The 19,357-nt window shown below is 36.5% G+C and carries 16 protein-coding genes; 7 read left to right on the forward strand and 9 right to left on the reverse strand.

The annotated features are described in order from the left end of the window. Window position 1 precedes the first annotated feature (1 nt). From ISU02_RS03650 to ISU02_RS03680, 7 genes are all read right to left on the reverse strand, one after another. Window positions 2-886, reverse strand: coding sequence for an ABC transporter permease (locus ISU02_RS03650; RefSeq protein ID WP_323985009.1), 885 nt, complete (start codon window positions 884-886; stop codon window positions 2-4). Window positions 887-891: 5 nt separating this feature from the next. Continuing rightward, the gene (gene nikB, locus ISU02_RS03655; protein ID WP_194700432.1) at window positions 892-1,860 is read right to left on the reverse strand and encodes a nickel ABC transporter permease; all 969 of its coding nucleotides are present in this window, start codon (window positions 1,858-1,860) and stop codon (window positions 892-894) included. An 80-nt stretch (window positions 1,861-1,940) separates the two neighbouring features. Next, a complete protein-coding gene (locus tag ISU02_RS03660) occupies window positions 1,941-3,503 on the reverse strand; it encodes an ABC transporter substrate-binding protein (protein ID WP_194700433.1) in 1,563 nt (520 codons plus the stop codon). Between the two features lie 523 nt (window positions 3,504-4,026). After that, window positions 4,027-4,974 (reverse strand): arginase family protein, encoded by a 948-nt coding sequence (locus ISU02_RS03665; RefSeq protein ID WP_194700434.1) that lies wholly within the window; start codon window positions 4,972-4,974, stop codon window positions 4,027-4,029. A gap of 44 nt (window positions 4,975-5,018) precedes the next feature. Then, window positions 5,019-5,951 carry a carbon-nitrogen hydrolase family protein gene (locus tag ISU02_RS03670; protein WP_194700435.1) on the reverse strand — a complete coding sequence of 311 codons (933 nt, stop codon included), beginning with the start codon at window positions 5,949-5,951 and terminating at the stop codon, window positions 5,019-5,021. A 54-nt stretch (window positions 5,952-6,005) separates the two neighbouring features. Then, a complete protein-coding gene (locus ISU02_RS03675; protein WP_194700436.1) occupies window positions 6,006-6,941 on the reverse strand; it encodes a ketopantoate reductase family protein in 936 nt (311 codons plus the stop codon). A 233-nt stretch (window positions 6,942-7,174) separates the two neighbouring features. Continuing rightward, the gene (locus ISU02_RS03680) at window positions 7,175-7,957 is read right to left on the reverse strand and encodes an IclR family transcriptional regulator (protein WP_194700437.1); all 783 of its coding nucleotides are present in this window, start codon (window positions 7,955-7,957) and stop codon (window positions 7,175-7,177) included. A 560-nt stretch (window positions 7,958-8,517) separates the two neighbouring features. Here ISU02_RS03680 and ISU02_RS03685 point away from each other — a divergent pair. Both ISU02_RS03685 and ISU02_RS03690 read left to right on the forward strand, forming a co-directional pair. After that, entirely contained in the window at window positions 8,518-9,702 is a 1,185-nt protein-coding gene (locus tag ISU02_RS03685) for a hypothetical protein (RefSeq protein WP_194700438.1), read from the forward strand. Window positions 9,703-9,717: 15 nt separating this feature from the next. Beyond that, window positions 9,718-10,884, forward strand: coding sequence for a M20 metallopeptidase family protein (locus ISU02_RS03690; RefSeq protein ID WP_194700439.1), 1,167 nt, complete (start codon window positions 9,718-9,720; stop codon window positions 10,882-10,884). A 277-nt stretch (window positions 10,885-11,161) separates the two neighbouring features. Here the strand turns inward: ISU02_RS03690 and ISU02_RS03695 are convergent, their stop codons facing one another. Further along, entirely contained in the window at window positions 11,162-12,325 is a 1,164-nt protein-coding gene (locus ISU02_RS03695) for a M20/M25/M40 family metallo-hydrolase (RefSeq protein WP_194700440.1), read from the reverse strand. Window positions 12,326-12,728: 403 nt separating this feature from the next. On the opposite strand from ISU02_RS03695, the gene ISU02_RS03700 reads away from it, so the two are divergent. From ISU02_RS03700 to ISU02_RS03720, 5 genes are all read left to right on the forward strand, one after another. After that, on the forward strand, window positions 12,729-13,589 hold the full coding sequence (locus ISU02_RS03700) for a GNAT family N-acetyltransferase (protein WP_194700441.1): 861 nt from the start codon (window positions 12,729-12,731) through the stop codon (window positions 13,587-13,589). Then, the gene (locus ISU02_RS03705; protein ID WP_194700442.1) at window positions 13,582-14,898 is read left to right on the forward strand and encodes an MATE family efflux transporter; all 1,317 of its coding nucleotides are present in this window, start codon (window positions 13,582-13,584) and stop codon (window positions 14,896-14,898) included. The genes ISU02_RS03700 and ISU02_RS03705 overlap by 8 nt, the downstream gene beginning before the upstream one ends. Window positions 14,899-14,953: 55 nt before the next feature. After that, window positions 14,954-15,565 (forward strand): TetR/AcrR family transcriptional regulator, encoded by a 612-nt coding sequence (locus ISU02_RS03710; protein ID WP_194700443.1) that lies wholly within the window; start codon window positions 14,954-14,956, stop codon window positions 15,563-15,565. Window positions 15,566-15,645: 80 nt separating this feature from the next. Then, window positions 15,646-16,353, forward strand: coding sequence for an ABC transporter ATP-binding protein (locus ISU02_RS03715; RefSeq protein ID WP_194700720.1), 708 nt, complete (start codon window positions 15,646-15,648; stop codon window positions 16,351-16,353). Further along, entirely contained in the window at window positions 16,353-17,915 is a 1,563-nt protein-coding gene (locus tag ISU02_RS03720; protein WP_194700444.1) for a hypothetical protein, read from the forward strand. The genes ISU02_RS03715 and ISU02_RS03720 overlap by 1 nt, the downstream gene beginning before the upstream one ends. A gap of 226 nt (window positions 17,916-18,141) precedes the next feature. On the opposite strand, the gene ISU02_RS03725 is transcribed toward ISU02_RS03720, so the two are convergent. Next, window positions 18,142-19,338, reverse strand: a complete 1,197-nt coding sequence (locus ISU02_RS03725) for a M20 metallopeptidase family protein (protein WP_194700445.1) — start codon at window positions 19,336-19,338, stop codon at window positions 18,142-18,144. Between the last annotated feature and the right edge of the window lie 19 nt (window positions 19,339-19,357).

A 19,357-nucleotide genomic window follows, 5' to 3' on the forward strand; every position in this document is an offset into this window, starting at 1 on the left:
CTTAACGCTTCAGCTTTGGATCAAGTGCATCTCTCAGACCATCACCCAAAAGATTTAACCCATAAATAGTCATCATAATTGCAAGTCCAGGAAAAAGAACCATATGTGGATTGTCTCGTATATAGCCTCTTCCAGCTGAAAGCATTGCCCCCCACTCTGGAACTGGCGGTTGTATGCCAAGTCCGATAAAACTCATACTTGCTGCTGCCAAAATAGCATCTGCTACGCCTAAAGATGCTTGTACTATAATGGGAGCAAGGCAATTAGGTGTGATATGCTTCAAAATAATATGAAAATCATTGCCCCCACAGGCTCTGCTAGCCTCAATAAATTCTTGCTCTTTGACAGTTAAAACGGCACCTCTTACAACACGAGCATATCTTGGAACAGTTGATATTCCAACTGCAATCATGGTATTTAGCAAACCGGGACCCAGAGCTGCACAAATTGCAATTGCAAGTACCATAGCAGGAATTGCCATCATTATATCAATGGCACGCATGATGATAGTATCTATTTTATCTCCATAATACCCAGCAATTGAACCCAAAGCACCGCCTACTAAAGTGCCAATTGCAGCGGCAACAAATCCGACAAATAGAGATATTCTTGAACCATATACAATACGGCTAAAAATATCTCTTCCCAAATTATCTGTACCAAATAAATGTTTCAAACTTGGTTTTTGACTTGTACTTAACAAATCTTGCAAATCAAATTTATAAGGTGCCACTACGGGTGCTAAAACTGCCATTAACAAAAGTAAACCCACAATAAACATGCCCACTAAAGCCAATCTATTTTTTTTAAACCGCATCCATACATCATAGCCTTGACCTGTTTTTTTCGTATTAAAATTTAATGCTAGTTTAGTCGTTTTTTCCACAATTTTCACATCCCCTTCAGAGCAGTACTTTCTTTCTTCTTTTTTTCTATGACAAATTGAGATTTAATTCTTGGGTCAATATACGCATAAATCAGATCAACTAAAAGATTGATAACCGTAAATGAAAATGCGATCAGAAGAACACCACCCTCCACAACAGGATAATTTCTTTGGCTAATTGCATCAATCATTAACTTCCCTAGACCAGGGATTGAAAATACTTGTTCAGTGATAATTTGACCGCCCAAACTCGCACCGAAAATAAGACCTATAGTCGTAACGACAGGAATCATTGCATTTTTTAGCGCATGCTTTGTAATAATTTTAAATTCAGTCTGTCCTTTTGAACGTGCAGTCCGAATATAATCCTGCCGGATTACCTCAAGCATACTTGAACGAGTCATTCTGGTAATAAAAGCTGCCGATGTGACACCTATTGTCACAGATGGTAAGACCCAATACTTAGGCCCGTAAAATCCAGTTGCAGGAAACCATCCAAGGTGCAGAGAAAAAAGCAACATTAGCATTAAGCCCAACCAAAAAGAAGGAATTGACATGCCTAAAAGCGTAAGCGTGGTCGAAATATTATCAATAAAAGAATACTGCCTTGTAGCTGAAATAATACCCAATGGTATTCCAATAATACAGGCTACTAAGATGCTTATAATTGCAAAGAGAAGTGTTGTTGGAAAACGAGCGAATAACTCTGCAGATACAGGCTGTTTTGTTGTATATGAAATGCCAAAATCGCCAGTTAGTACACCCTCTATATAGTTAACATATTGAACAACAAAAGGCTTATCGAGCCCCAACTCAGCTCTAAGTTCTGAAATGGATGCCTCAGTTGCTTTATCTCCCAATATTTGTCTGGCAGGATCTCCAGGTATAAAGAACATCAATGTAAATATGATCAAACTCACACCAAACATAACTGGTATCATATGAAAAATACGCTTCAAAATATATCTACTCATCTATTCAACCCCTTTCTAAGGAAGAGAAGGGCATCACCTTGACACCCTTTCAGCAACCTCTTCCTACTTCTTTGAATTTACTACTGTTGAGAAATAGTAATATAAGCTAAATTTGGTATTTTCCCTGGATCGACATCCATATTTTCAATATCCGAACGCGTGCCATAAAGCACATTAAGATCCGCTACTGGAATCGTGCCATGAGAATCCCACAAGAGTTTTTGCAATTTTGCATACACTGCTGCACGTGCTGTTTTGTCATAGGTTGCTCTTCCTTCTTTAATAAGATCCCATATAGGTTGTGAATCCTGTAAGCCAAGACCTGCTTGATACCAGCTCATAACCGCATGATCTGGATCACCAGTAGCAGGATTATCCGGAGCGATTGAAAGCAAAGTTTTTCCAGCGATTTGTTGGTCCATCAGCGTCGCCGTTTCATAAGAAGTAATCTTTGATTTTACACCAATTTCAGCCCACATATTTTGTGCAATCTCACATATGTCCATCAAAGCTTTTTCATCAGAAGCACTTGCAATGTCTAAAACGGTGTCAAAATCCCATCCTGCTTCAACCAGCATTTTTTTAGCTTTCTCAGGATTATATTCCATAGGACCTATTTGCGTATATCCATCAACCGTATTAGGATATACACTATCTGAAGCTCGTGCAGTTCCTTTGAACACTGCGTCAACTATTTGCTTAGTATTGAGAGCCATTGCCAATGCTTCTCTAACTTTTACATCAGCAAGTGTGTCGAAATTTAGGCTATTGATCATAAAATAATTCATGGCATAGCCAGGGCCTTCAACGATGCGAGTATCAGGATTTTCCGATAATCTGCCCATATCTTCTGGGCTAATATCTAAAGAAATATCAATACCTCCCGTTTCCAATTCAACAGCTCTACTAGAAGCATCAATTATAGTCCTAAAAACAAGTTTTTTATAAGCCGTTTGGTTTCCCCAATACGCTTCATTTTGTACTAGCTCAATACGGTCTCCAGAAACCCATTTAGAAAATTTCAGTGGCCCTGTACCAATAGGGGCTCTTCCGTATGCATCTGCTCCCATTTCTTCAACAGCTTTTTTACATACAATATTACCTCGCGATGATGCCAAGTAATTCAGTGCAGGTGCAAAAGCATTATGAAGTTTTATATCAATAGTGTATTCATCAACAACTTTTGTCCCTTTTCCGTCAAAGGATGAGAAAAAGTATGCACTTGCAGGCATAGATTCCGCTCGTTCAATTGTGTAACGAACATCTTCAGCCGTCATTTTTTCGCCATTGTGAAAATACACGTCATCGCGAAGGTGAAAACGTATGGTCAGATCATCAAGAATTTCCCAACTTTTGGCCAACATTGGCTTAATTTCTCCATTAGTTCTCTCTACCAATCGATCGTAAACGACTTTTTCAACCGTTCTCGCTACAGTACTTTGTTCGTTATGTGGGTCTAATGTTGGCGGTTCTTTCGGAAGCGCTACTACAATGGTGTCACGAGTTGCCTTTTTTGAAACATTAGTAGCATCGGCAGTATTTTCATCATTTGCAACATTCGAAGCTTTGACGCCACTACTGCAGGATGTAAAAATAAACATTGTCAATAGGATCATTACAATTTTTTTGATATGCTTCTTCATTTTGTTCCCTCCTCAATATATTTAGGCTTTAATATACTTACTCCTAGCATTTCTTTATTGAACCCCCCGCTAGGAAATTGGTTCCATTCATAAATTTAATGCATCATTTTAACGGTATTTATGACTTCTATTTATCTACAAATATGTATCAATTTGAATGGATGTAAAAACCTGCTGCTAAATATTTTATTTTAAAGACCCAAAACAACATGTAATTCGTTCCTTATAAAAGAACTTAATTCTTTTATATGAATTTTCTTAGAATATATCACATTTAATTCATAATTTCAATAACATTTTTTAATAAGTTTCCAATTGCCAAGCTTGGTGAAAAAAATGCGCGTCACCAACATTTAGGCTTATGATTTTTCCGATTAAAGCCTCATCTTTCGGCTCAACTCTTGTTGTTTTAATCAAAAAAAAACCTAAAACACAACTATTCTAATGTGTTTTAGGTTTTTTCATATATTCTAATTCAGTTTGAATCGGTCTAAAATACTACATTTTCTATCAATTAACAATTCTAATCAAGGCAAGGCATCTTTCCCCATTTTTCAAGGGCAGCTCCAATAATTTTCATACCACTAAGATACGTGTATTCCCCATTATTCTCGTAATGATCAAAATCCACACAGAAAACTGAAAATGCAATAACCTTGTTGGTTTCCATGACTAGACGCACGTTGTTCATAACGACATTAATATCATGTCCACCCGGAACGACTTTCTCATATGCAGGAATAAATTCTGATTTAAGTATATCTACATCAATCGATATATAAATCACATCTACTTTTTTGGCGAGTTCATCAACCGATTTTTTCCATATAGACTCGTCTTCAAAAGAAGCTGAATCTATGTGCACGATTTGGGCTGCCTTTAGATTGCTATCCGATTCTTCATCAGATATTCTTAAATCACTGGCAATAACGTTTTTACCAGAACAAGGTTTCACTAATCCGCAAGCTTCTTTTCTCCATTCATCGCTCGTTTGTCCAACTATTGTGGAAAGGGGAATTCCAACCATAGTCACTGACGATTTTTGAGTTGTCTCTGGGATCTGATTATCTGCATGCGCATCAATCCAAATGATACCTATTTTTTTATCTTCACCTATTGCTCGTTGTATGCCACCAACAACAGCAGGTGCATATACGCAATAGCCTCCAGCAACCAAGACTGCATTGCCTTTCTTAATACCTGCATATACTTCATCAGAAAAATTTAAAGGCAATCCTACATGTGGCTCATACTGTTTATAATTTTCATAATTTACTTCATGCACTTCAAAGGGGACTTTCGCCTTATGATAAACGCCACAAAGATGATATAAATCAACATCTCTAGGCTGCTCAAACTCTCTAATTGAAGAAATCATTTTGGGTTCATTTTCACCTGTTTCAACATACCAATAGGCATCACAATATTTGCATTCAACAATTGAAAGACCTGTTAAATCTTTTATTTTCACAATAAAACCACCCTTCTTAAAAAAATTGATTCTAACTGCTATTTTTATTCAGAGCTCTTGCTCAAAGCGTATTTTTTAAGGACATCTGCATACCATTTTTGATATGCTTCAGGTCGCCAATCGCAAACACCTGTTTTTTCATTTTCAAAAATCAGCGATATAAATGATCTATTTGTCAATGACAAATCAATTGTAGCCGTCTCTACAGTTCCCTCTGCTGCACCCTCATCTAAAAATTTTTTACCTGCGTAATAAAAAACTTCTGGCGATATACTAGATGGTCCAATTATACTGGATCCACCCATAAAAAAAGTGGTCTTATCTAAGCCGAAAAGATTGGATGATGCGATATACATGCTGTTACAATGCACAAGATACTGAAGTGAAAGATTGCCTGCATAACCACCTGCACCACCACTTTCCATGGTCCCAATTGCCGTACAATTCAGAAACAAGCGAGCCCCCATTGCTCTGCAATATCTCGTTATTTCTGGGAATTCGTAAACGTCATAGCATATGCCAACGCCTATTGGCCCCCATTCAGTGTCAAACAGCATGGGTTTACTGCCATTATCTGCCCATTCCATTTCTGTAAACGGCAGATGTATCTTTCTATTTGAGCCTATTACACCCTTTGGACCACAGACTGCAACAGAATTATAAACCTTTGTTTGATCAATTGAATCTCTTTCTGCCAAACCAAAAGCAGCATACATAGAATAGTTTTTACAAATTTCAGCAACAAGCATAGAAGTTTTACCTGGAACAGTTTCAGCTAATCTTCTATGCATCTTTTCCGCTCTTTCATTACTACAATCGTTATCATACCCAGTAAGAGCAGTTTCAGGAAAAACGAGTAGATCAACGCCTTGTTTTCCTGCATTTTCAACATAATTCAATATTCTTTTCCGATTATTTTCAACATCCCCCCACACAGCATTGAAATTTACAACGGATACAGTAATAATGTCTTTCACATATATCGCCTCCCTGATTACAGCATTCAAATGCTCTAACATTATAAATTCTTTTCATAAAGATAAGTTCTTTTCATAACGTTGTTCTATAACTTTAATCAATTCATATAAGGTTTTGGTAACTGGAATTTCAATATCGAGTAACTTAGCTTCTCTTAAAACTGCGCCATTAATAAAGTCTATTTCCGTATTTCTTTTGGCCATTACGTCTTGCAGCATTGACGGCATATGGTCTCCATGCTCATTAAAAGCCATTTCCAAATTTTGTTTTACACCCTCTATATCTGCAGGGATACCTTTTCTATTTGCAACTTTAATAACTTCTTCAGCAACTTTGAACACAAGGTGCCGCCCTTCCTCAGTCGAAGACATATCCCCAATTTTTAGCTTTAGAACCGCTGTAATTGTGTTAAGTGCAGCATTAAAAGCAACTTTTTCCCATATATATTTAAATACATCTGGGGTAATCTTACAATTTAATTTGGAGCTGTTAAATGTACTACAAATTTTTTCTAAAAAGGCATCTATGCGACCGGATGCATTCATAGCAATCACAATACCCTCACCTAAAGAACTTACCTTACCTGGACTGGTTAAATCGCTTGGATAATTTGTCATACCAACAATGATTTTTTCCCTATTAACAAATGCCTCAATGATTTCAACATTACCTAATCCATTTTGCAAAGTCATAATGTGGGTTTCCGATCCTATAAGATGCTTAACAGAATTTAAAGCTGAAGAAGTGTATATTGTTTTTGTAAAAATTAAAATGAGATCAGGAAACTCATCAATTTCATGAGCATATTTTGCAGGAATGCCTATAGATCGCGAGCCTTCCATTCCCGTTGTCAAAAATAGACCATTGCTATTTATTGCATCAATGTGCGCTTTTGAAACATCAATTAGTGTGACCTCATTATTGCCTTCAAACAATAAACCTCCAAAGAGACTCCCCATAGCGCCTGAACCAACTACATAAATTTTCATATCATTTTTGCTAAATTTATTGGAAATCTAGCATATCCTCCTTTACAACATTATTTTTAGATTTTTTTGCAGACTCAAACAGATAGATTCTTTTATAAAGAACAACGTTCTTTCATAAAATTATACATGTCATTATCTGATTTGTAAATAATATTTCAACGCTTTACAATGCTCTGCGTGATTTCAAAAAAAACAAAAGCAACGATTTCATTATTCGCTGCTTAAACTTTGACCTATAATTTTTTTCTATTGCTATTGAAAGTCCCTCCAAAAGATTTTGAACAAATAGCCGCATATTTTTTTACTTGTTCAACAATATGCGCTTTATTCTCATTTATTCTACTGGCCGCACCAGATACACTTATGGCAGAAATAACTTCGCCCCCTCTGTCAAAAATAGGTGCTGCAATACAAACAAGACCTTCTTCAGCTTCCTGCTGATCTTCACCATACCCCTGAGCTCTAACTTTCTCAATATTTTCTTTCAACTCTTCAATATTGGTAATGGTATAAGGCGTATATGGTCGCAAAACTACATTTTCTAAATAGTCATGCAGTGCTTGTTCGCTTAAATATGCGAGAAATACTTTTCCCATTGATGTCGTATAAGCTGATTTAACCGAACCAATGACTGAGCCCATGACAGAAGGATTTTTTCCTTTTATTTTGTCTACAAAAGTTATTTCTCCATTGTTATAAAAAGATAAATGTATAGTCTCGCCTGTTATAAAACTCAACTCTTCTAAATAGGGGCGGCACTCTTTAATAATATTTTGATTATTTAAAATGCCTGCGGCAATATTTACAAATTTAATACCCAATTTATATTTTCCAGTATCGGAATTTTGAATGACATATCCTCTGCTCCCTAAAGTACTTAAAAGACGATGAACTGTACTTTTTCCTAAATTTGTTCTTCTACTAATTTCCGATATGCCGAGTTCAGTGCCTTCTTCCGAAATCATGTCTACAATCATTAATGCATTATCTACTGATTGAAGTTTATATTTATCCAAAATTATTCCTCCAATGCTATTTTCATAATCAGTTTACTAATATTGATAAACTTTTTATGGTTAAGATTAATATACACTATTTAAACCTAAGCTTCAACATTTTAAGATCTTTTATACATTTTTGTCTTCTCTATCTGAGCATTTAATTTAGTTTCTCTCCATAATTAATCATTCATTTATTGCAAAACAAAATCAAAAGTGATAGAATACATAACAAGAACTGCGTTCCGTATAAAAGAAACTTAAGTTTACAAATAAAATTAGAGGGGGGAAACTGTAGGGGAAAACTGTATTAGTTCACAGTTTATTAAGTTTATTAAGTTTTTTAAATCTGTAAATAGTAAGTTTCTTGAAAAAAAGATTCACCTTTAAACCGATTGACCAGATAGATTAAATTTAGAGCAGCTTTGTTGCTTTTCAAAGGTTGTGAGCAAAATTCCATACCCACATCAAATAGAAATTCAGTTAAAACATCCTAGGTAGCTTCTAAGCAGTCCAAATGATTACTAGTTAATTTAAAACTAACTAAAAATTTAAATTTAAAAGGAGAATGATAACAGATGGACAGTACTTTGGCTTTTACAATTATATTTGTAGTTCTTGGTATAGGCGATTATGTGGCCTACAAAACAAAAGCAATAATATCAATGATCGTTTTCTCTTCAGTCGTATTTTTAGTAGGTTTTTGGCTCGGATTGCCAAAGACCATATTTGTTGATTCTAATTTGTTACCAGTAGCAGCTCTTATGATAGGGGTTATGATTACTCATATGGGGACTATTATAAGCATTAAAGAATTGGCAAAACAATGGAAAACAGTCGTGATCTCATTAGCTTCAATCATAGGAATAGCCGCTATTTTAATACTCATTGGTTCGCCTCTTATCGGGAAGGTTTATGCAATATCTGCGGCACCTCCAATTTCAGGCGGACTTGTTGCATCACTTCTGGTAAGTGAAACAGCAAAAGCACAAAATTTACCTGAAATTGCTTTGTTTGCAACTTTATTATTATCTTTGCAATTTTTATTTGGGTATCCCATTGCTTCTATTTGCTTAAAAGCAGAAGCTAAAAAAATATCGAGTGCTTTCAGAGTGAATAAACTTGACACCAATGCAGAAGAGAAATCTCATTCAAAAGTTGAAGAGCCTGTTGAAAAACGAAAATTAATTCCAGAGCTTCCTGTAGAATTACAAACTTCAGCCATTATTTTAGCTAAACTAGCACTTGTTACCTTGTTGAGCTTTCAAATTGCCGCTCTACTCAATGGTGTCATAAATAAAATGGTAATTTGCTTAATTGCAGGGGTCATTTTTAGCGAAATTGGATTTTTAGAAAAAAATGCAATGGTTAAGGCAAACACCTTTGGGTTTGTTGTAAATTTGGCTCTATTATTGGCATATAATAACCTTTCAACTGCAACACCACAAGCTGTATATTCTCTTTTAGTGCCCTTATTTGGCAGTTTAATATTAGGTATTATTGGCATTGCAATTTTCTCTATTGTCGCGGGTAAGTTTTTGGGCTATAGCTGGGGCATCTCATTTGCAATAGGTTCTTCTGCTTTGTTTGGTTTTCCAGGAACCTATATACTTTCTAATGAAGTATCTACCGCAGAAGGACAAAATGAAGAAGAAAGAAAGGCCATTTTGGATTCCATTCTTCCAAAAATGCTTGTGGCAGGTTTTGTTAGTGTTACAATAGCTTCTGTAATCTTAGCTGGAGTTATGGTAAAAATGATATAAATGGAGGAAAGTATAATGATTGGCGATAAGTATGAAAAATATGTAATTGATATAAGACGCGATTTGCATAGAAATCCAGAAATTGGTGGCAATGAAAAAAGAACTTCAAAAATCATTATTGAAGAGATTAAATCTATGAATGTGGCTTATGAAGTCGTTGGAGAATATGGAATTCTTGCCACTCTTAAAGGAAATAATGATGGAAAAACAGTTATGCTAAGAGCTGATATTGATGCATTGCCTGTACAAGAAGATAAATGTAATCTTGTCCAAGAAAAAACTGTAGTGTCCGAAATTGATGGTGTCTCCCATGTATGTGGTCATGATGCTCACACAGCAATGTTGCTTGGCGCCATGAAAACGTTGGTTGAAATGAAAGATCAAATAAACGGTACTATACTATTTTGCTTTGAACAAGGTGAAGAAAATGGAACTGGAATAAACCCTATGCTTCATGTTTTAAAAAACAAAAAAATAGATGCCGCATGGGGCCTCCATTTTCATCCCCATTTCCCTAGTGGCTCCGTTTGCGTAGATCCCGGTCCGCGTATGGCAGCAGCATGTGTATTTGACATCTTAATTCATGGTAAAGGGGGACATGGTGCTAGACCGGATTTAGCGATTGATCCGATTCAATGTCTTGCCAACGTTCTTATCGGCATTAACGCCATTACCACAAGAGAACTAGATCCAAATGAAGCTGTTGTTCTGCATATTGGCAGAGTTCACGCAGGTGAAACAGGTAATGTGTTTCCTGAAACAGCAGAAATTAAAGGTGGTTTTAGATGCTTCAAAAAAGAATTAATTTCTGCCTTTAAAGAAGCGCTTTCTCGTATAGTGACGCATACAGCTGAAGCACATCGCTGTAAATCCGAAGTTTTATTTAATCTAATTCTAAATCCAGTAACTAATGATCCTATATTATCTAATATTGCATCGGGTTCAGTTAAAAAAGCTCTGGGCGAAGACAAATTAGTAGATGGTAAGCCATTAAATGGATCAGAAACATTTGGAATGTACTTGGATTTATGTCCTGGTGTTTATGGTTTTATTGGTCTTGATAATGAAGCATTGGGATCGGGAGAATATAATCATAATCCGAAATTTGATATTGATGAATCTGCTATGAAAAATGGCGTAGCGGTCACAGTCCAATTCGCATTAGATTTTTTAAATCAATAACCTTTGAGCTCTGAAGTCAAAATTGTATTCCAAAAAAATTTTATTATCAAATCAATTAATTACCAACGCATTGAGGCATATTAACCTATATGCCTCAATGCATTGTAGATGCAAAACCTCATCGCTATAATTTTGCATCGCAACTCGGTTATATTCAGGTGGATTCTCTGGCGTCCACCTTTTTTATTTTTGAATAAAAAAGAACTATCCCTTTCAGCATTTAACGCCTGATTTGGGATAGTCCTATTGATTGAACCTAATTTAGCATACTACACATTTAGGTCATTTTTTTATGAAAAAGATACCATGCCTGTATTAAAGCAGATATATAAGGTCCACTCACGTACAAATTATCTAATGTAACATATTCGTCAGTTGTGTGTATTAATTGAAAACCCGATCCCATAGTCATGGCATTGATGCCATGTTCTCTTAAAGCATTTGCATCAGCTCCACCCATGGTTTCTTCCAAATGATATTCTATATCGAGAGCAGTGGAAGCCATAATCGCACATTGTATAAGAGGATTATTTTCTTCAAGCTTATAGCCGTCAAATGATTTACGTATTTCAACCACTGCATGACCTCCATACCCTCCAGCAACACTTTCTGCAATATCTTTAATATGGCTAAGTTGTTTATCGAGATTTTCTTTAGTTAAAGATCTTACATTTCCCTCTAACTTAACACTTGCCGGTACAATCGTTCTACCCTCACCACCGTTTATTAAGCCTAGGTTTGCCTTTGTGTACTCATCAACATCTCCCAGTTTTACTGATTTTAAAAAATCTGCTGCAATCACAAAAGCATTTGTAGCGCCTGTGTTAAGTACAAAATGTCCATTCTGTTTTTGTGGTCCAAAAATTTCGATATCTACATAATAACTGTACCCATTCCAGTATACGATCTGTTTGCCATAGTCACCATCATGATCAAATACATAACCATCTTTGGCATGTACAAGGCTGTTATCCAAATTACGAGCGCCCAAAAGACCTCTTTGTTCACTTATACTGCATATTACTTCTATTGGACCACATGTCACATTGGTCTCCTGAATCATTTTAATGCCTTCTAAATAGGCTGCTACTGCACCTCTATCATCGCAACCAAGTATAGTTTTTCCATCAGAATGGACTTTTCCATCTTCAATAACGACATTCAAATCATGAACTGGGAATATGGTGTCCATATGACAACTAAAAAGTATTGGCGGAACAGTTTGGTCTACGCCTTCCCAATATGCATAAAGATTGCCTATATTTCCGCCTATGATCTCATTCGCCTTGTCAAATTTCACGGTAAAACCCAGTGATTCGTATTCTGATTTAAGATATTCCGCTATTTTAAGTTCATTTTTACTTTCGCCAGGTATTCCTGCAATTTCAATAAAGCGAGAGAGCATTCTCTCATTATTGGGTCTATTCATTATCTTATCCATTTTCTTTAATCTCCCCCCTAATTCTATTTTAGGTTTTTATCATCGCCATACACATCCATAACGGCATATCAGTCCAGTATATTTACAAAATTAAAGCCCTTTTTTAAGACACCGATTGTAGATAATTTGATTCACCAATAATTGTTCTTTTATGCGGAGTTGCGTTCCATAAACAAATTATATCTTTTTGATTTCCTTTTGTAAATGGATTTAATTAAATCAATAGTATATATTTTTGTATTCTGGATACACATAATCACCACAACTAAATATATATGCGTTTTCCTTCAAAACATTAACAGGTGCAGTGATCGACGCATCTTGTACATGAAAGATAGCAAGAATGATGAAAAATCATCTACATCCATTTGATATAATAATATCCAGAAAGGGGGCCGTCGCAATGCATATGAATATTAAAAATGTAACTGCCGCAATAGATTACATTGAAAACCATTTAACAGACAAGCTTGATTTAGATATCGTTGCAAATGCTGTTCACTACTCTAAATATCACTTACATCGTATTTTCACAGACACGGTGGGGTTGACTATTCATGACTATGTGCAACGACGTAAATTAACCGAAGCTGCTAAACTTCTCGTATTTTCCGACAAACCCATTATTGAAATTGCACTGATTGCAGGATACGAAAGCCAGCAAGCATTTACAACTCCTTTTAAGTTGATTTATAAAAAGTCTCCCAACCAATATCGAGAATCCGGAGAATTTTATCCATTGCAGCTGCGCTATGTTTTGAACAATCATCCCACAAAAATAAGCACAGAAATTGATTGGCAAGAGGATATTGTTTTTGCAGAGGAAAATGACATTCCGGCGTGGATGAACTTGCTCTCACTTGTTGTGGACGGTTTTCCATATTTAAATGAAGATGACTATTTAGAGCGATTAAAAAACTATATTTGTAAAAAACAAGCCATGATCATGAAAGATGGAGACATTATCATTGGTGCAATGACATTTAACAATAACACTGGGAGTATTGATTTTTTGGGAATACACCCACAATACCGTAAAAAAGATATTGCCAAAGCTTTTATGCAAAAGGCATTAGATGAACTTCTGAAAGATGTTCCAATAAGCATTACGACTTTTCGAGAGGGTGATAAAGCTGACCTCGGCTATCGAAAAGCATTTCAGAAACTCGGCTTTGCCGAAGCGGAGCTACTCGTAGAATTTGGCTATCCCACTCAAAAGTTCACCCTCCAAAAATCGGACTTGGAGGGTAACGATTGTGAATAATCCACTTGCAAAAGATTTTACCCTGAGCTCACTTTTACAATTTGCATTTCCAACAATCGTGATGATGCTTTTCATGGGAATGTATACCATTGGTGATACCATTATCATAGCTCGTTTTGTTAACACAGATGCATTATCTGCTTTAAATATCGTTACCCCTGTTATCAATATCATTGTTGGTCTTGGGACAATGCTGGCAACTGGAGGCAGCGCAATCGTTGCAAGAAAAATGGGAGAAGGTGATGCCAAACGTGCTTCACAGGATTTTACATTGATTATTTTAGCTGGGGCTATTGTCGGCATAATCGTAGCGATAACAGGTCATCTGCTGATTGACAACATGATCTGGAGATTGGGAGCGAGTAAATTGCTATTCCCCTACTGTAAACAATACCTTTCAAATTTGCTAATGTTTACCCCTGCCTGTATGATGCAACTGCTTTTTCAAAATTTGATTGTAACAGCAGGAAAACCTGGTTTTGGAATGACCTTATCCATTGGTGCAGGCATAATCAATCTACTGATTGACTACATCTTTGTCATTCCCATGAACATGGGCATTGCTGGGGCGGCATTTGGCACAGGCATAGGATACATGATACCATCCATAATAGGGATTTTATTTTTCTTGAAAGCAAAAGGCACTTTGCAATTTCAAAAGCCCATTGTTGATTTTCATGTATTATGGGAAAGTAGTTCAAACGGCTTTTCAGAAATGGTCAGCCAGATTGCAACAGCCATTACCACATTTTTGTTTAATAGGACGATGATGAAACTGCTCGGTGAAAGTGGTGTTGCCGCCATTACAATCATTATTTACACGCAATTTTTGTTGACAGCCCTGTTCATTGGCTTTTCAATGGGTGTTGCCCCTATTATCAGCTATAACTTTGGCAGTCGAAATTATGATCGTTTAAAAAGGATTTTCCGGATTTGCCTATTGTTTATTTGCGTTATATCTATTGTTATTTTTGCCACTGCAATGCTGCTTGGTTCGCCTCTTGTGCGTATTTTTTCACCAATCGGAACACCTGTCTACGAAACTGCACGCCAGGGCTTTCTAATTTTCCCGATCAGCTTTTTATTTTGTGGCTTTAATATTTTTGCTTCCGCTACATTTACTGCCCTATCCAATGGTAGAGTATCCGCCATCATTTCAGCCTTGCGAACATTTGTCTTCATCTCCATTGCCTTGCTCATATTACCGCAATTTTTAGATGTGATGGGCGTATGGATTGCAGTTCCATTGGCCGAACTCCTTACGGTATTTGTATCACTTGCTTTTATCCTGAAAAATAAAAGTCTATAAAACAATTGACAAAGTGTCAGTCCGTGTTTTATAATGTCATTATAGAGGTGATTGTATGCGGGATGTGAAAGAACCGGAAGTTCGCAGAACTGAAATTATGGAAGCTGCATTACGCTTGTTTTCAGAAAAGGGTTACTTGAAAACAACGACTCAGGATATTATAGATGAAGTCAAAATATCTCGCGGCTTGCTGTACTACCATTTTAAAGACAAGGAAGATATACTTTATTGTCTGGTAGAAAGGTATTCAGAACCATTATTGCAGCGATTGTCTACCATCGCCTATAATGAAAAGACCGCTATAGAAAAGGTTCGCGCCTTTGTGGAAGCCACTTTAATTTCGCCTAATACAGTCACCGCCAACATGATGGCATTGCAAAAAACCGTTGATTTGCATAAAAACCGCTATTTAATGGATCGCTTTGCACATAAGGTTTCCGGTATCGTAACTGAGTATTTCGCACACATCATTGAACAAGGTATTTCAGAAGGTGTATTTCATGTGACATATCCTCTAGAAACAGCTTCTTTTTTGATGCACGGCTATGTCTTTGTTTCCAATGATGTAAATTCCTTGGATGTCGATCAGCAAAAACAGTATGTAGCAGCATATAAAGATCTATTAGAATGCTCGTTAAATGCAAATTCAGACATCTTTAACAATTAAAAAAGCCAATGGTATTTTATCATTGGTTTTTTCAGAACACATACTGACATTTTGTCAGTTAAGGAGAACTTATTATGCCAATCTTAGAAATTAAAAACTTGACCAAAACTTTTAGCAACAAAAAGAAAGCCGTTGATAATTTGACTCTGTCCATTGAAGCCGGAGATATTTTTGGATTTATCGGCGCAAATGGCGCGGGAAAGACAACGACGCTCAAGGCGGTAGTGGGTATCCATAGTTTTGATGAAGGTGAAATCAATATAGACGGTCATTCCATTAAAAAAGATCCTTTAGCTTGTAAAGCCGTGCTTGCCTATATTCCAGATAATCCCGATTTATACGAGCATTTGACAGGTTATCAATACATTCACTTCGTAGCGGATTTATACAATGTTTCGACTTCCCAACGGGCACAGGCCATAAAAGAATATGGGGATTTGTTTGAAATGACGCCAAATCTAGGAAATGTTATATCTTCTTATTCTCATGGAATGAAGCAGCGAACTGCGATTATTTCTGCTTTAGTTCACTCGCCTAAACTCTTGATTTTGGATGAACCATTTGTTGGACTTGACCCAAAAGCAACATTTTTATTGAAACAAGTCATAAAGGAATGCGTATCAAACGGCGGAGCAATTTTCTTTTCAACTCATGTTCTTGATGTGGTGGAAAAACTCTGCAATAAAGTCGCCGTTATTAAAACAGGTAAGCTGATCGCAAGTGGCCCGATCGAAGAGATTAAAGGGAATCAATCGTTAGAAGCTTTTTTTATGGAGGTGGAAAGCTGATGAACAGAATATATTTATTGCTCCGAACGCAAATCATCAACTACTTTTCGCTCAATGAAATGAAGCAATCCAAAAACAAAAAGGAGATGATCATCATTGTGGGATTGAGCTTGGCAATGCTGCTAATTTTCTTTTGCATCTATAATGTATTGACTGCACAAGCATTGGCGCGTATGGGAGAACAGGATTTAATACCTGCGTATATGGTTGCCGTATCCAGCTTTGCAACTTTAATTTTAACGATGCTTCGCTCCAATGGCATTCTATTCGGAAGCCGAGATATGGATATGTTGTTGGCTCTACCTGTAAAGCTGCATGAGCTCATCAGCAGCAAATTTTTGTTTATGTACCTGCTGAATTTTATTTTTAGCTTTCTATTTATGGTTTCAGGCGGAATTGTGTGGATTATGCATACCCCGTGGGATATTCTTCAATTTGCATTGTATTTTATATCCATATTTTTTGTCCCGTTTATACCTATGTGTCTTGCTTCTTTTATCGGGCTGTTAGTGGTACTTGCTTCCTCCCATTTTAAAAACAGAAATATTTTTTCTTTGATTTTTTCCTTTGCAGCCCTAGGCCTAATTGGATATATCAGTTATTTGGGCATGCATTCGGGAAACAATATTGAAGACCTTGGCGCTATGCTTGCAAGTCAAGTGACCGGCCTGTATCCCTTGTCAAAACTGTTTCTGAAGCATACGGTCTTCCCGGCTTCGGTTGGTTTAGGAATATTTATTGCAATATCTGCCTTTGTGTTCGTTCTTTTCATCAGGCTGGTATCGGTAAAGTACGATACCCTCAATGCGCTTGCAAGCACATCCTCAAAATATACTGCCGGTGGCGGAGCGGGGATCAAAAAGCAATCTCAATTTGCCGCACTTTACAAAAAAGAGTTTGGGCGGTTTTTCAATTCCTACATGGCAGTTTTAAATACGGGGCTCGGTGTGATCATGCTAAGTCTTTTCAGCATATGTCTGCTCATCATGCCGTTAGATCGCTTGGGCCAATATGTCGGCATTGAGGATATGAATGGTTTTCTTTCCACGTATGCCCCCATTTTAATTGCCGCGATGCTTTCGTTAAGCTGTCCTGCGGCATCCTCAATTTCGCTGGAGGGGAAAAACATCTGGATTTTGCAAAGTGCTCCGGTTTCCGTTAGACAAATTTTGAACAGTAAACTTGCAGTCAATCTGACTTTACATGGATTTGCTTATCTTTTGGCCGTGGCGTCCATTATGGTGCGTCTGAAGATGAATCTATTTCAGAATGTGAGCGTGCTGCTCATTCCTATCGCCTATTCAGTATTTACCGCCGTATTCGGCATTGCTCTTAACAAGAAATATCCGAATTATGCGTGGGGAAATGAGATGATCGTGGTAAAACAAAGTCTCCCCGTCATTGTCACCAATATGGTCTGCATGACAACAGTTGCCTTGCCTGTTTTGCTTCATTGGTTGCTACCTGTTTCTATAATATCTCTAGCTTGGATCATTGCGGTCATTATTTTCATTGCAGCCATTATCATGTACCAAAGAACCTGTAGGGCAACGTTTATCTAAAGAAAAGGATTTTCAGCCACAATCACAAGAATTCAATATTTTTATGAACACTCTGACGAACGTGGTAGAAAAGCATAGAACTGGAATTTTAAAAGAAATAAAATATAGACAAACGCTACTTTTCATTAAATCAATGACCAGTAGCGTTTCTAGTTTAAAGGATATTCTTTTTTCTTGTATATTTGCCTTCAGTTTTACACTTATTTTTATAAAATTTAATTTTTTATTACTTTTCTAAAAATGCCAATAGTATCTTGCACAAAGTCGCTGATGCAAATTCTAATACATCTTCGTCAACTTTGAAATTGGGATTATGAATTTCGTGCGTTATGTTTTTGGATTCATTTCTTGTACCAATAAATATGAACGCCCCTGGAATCTGATTCAAGAAATAGCTAAAATCTTCCGCGCCCATAGAGGCTTCTTTCACATGATTTATGCAATCTTCAAGACCGTGGTTTTTTAGTTCCTTTTTTATTTCATCTATTACGTATTCATTGTTAATTGTAGGCGGAAAATTTTTTTTATATATTAACTCACATTTTGCGCCATAAATATCGGATATATTATTTGTTATTTTCTTGAGTTGGTCTATTATAATTTCCTGTGTATCTTTAGAAAATGATCTTACAGTTCCTAATATAGTAGCTGTATTTGGAATGACGTTGTTAGTTGTTCCGCTGTTAATTGAGCATATACTAATGACAGCTCTTTCACTTGAATTAATAAAATAGTTTTTTATTGATTCTATTTCATTGATTATTTTGCTTCCAACGACTATAGGGTTTATTGCGTTATGTGGAATTCCCCCATGACCCCCTTTCCCTTGAATATTAATTTCTAATATATCAGTACCAGCCATTAAGGGACCACTGCGAAGTCCCAATTGCCCACTTTCAATGCTGGGCCACATATGTGAACCCAATATATAATCTACTTTGGGGTTGTCTAGCGCACCATCATTTATCATGTTAAACGCGCCACCACTGGTTTCTTCAGCTGGCTGAAAAATGATTTTTATATTGCCTTTAATATCGTCCTTTAACAAAGATAGCACTTTGGTTATTGACAGGGCGATTGCAACATGAGCATCATGACCACATGCATGCATTTTGCCTTCATGCATAGATTTATATTCTAAATCGTTTTGTTCTAATATTAGAAGTGCATCCATATCTGCTCTATAGGCAACCGTTTTACCTTCAGAACCACCTCTTATTATTGCTACGATGCCATTATTCCCTACATTTTCTTGAATTTCTACATCATATTTTTTCAACTCATTTAAGATCAACGCCCTTGTTTTAGGTAAATCATCTCCTATTTCTGGGATTTGATGTAGTTGTCTTCTAATTAAAATGACTTCATCTTTATACTCTTTTGTATACTTGTTTATTTTTTCTGCTAATATTTTAGCGCTCATAACTAGACCTCAATTTTAA

This window comes from Fusibacter ferrireducens, from assembly GCF_015352425.1.
In the GTDB taxonomy this organism is placed as follows: domain Bacteria; phylum Bacillota; class Clostridia; order Peptostreptococcales; family Acidaminobacteraceae; genus Fusibacter_A; species Fusibacter_A ferrireducens.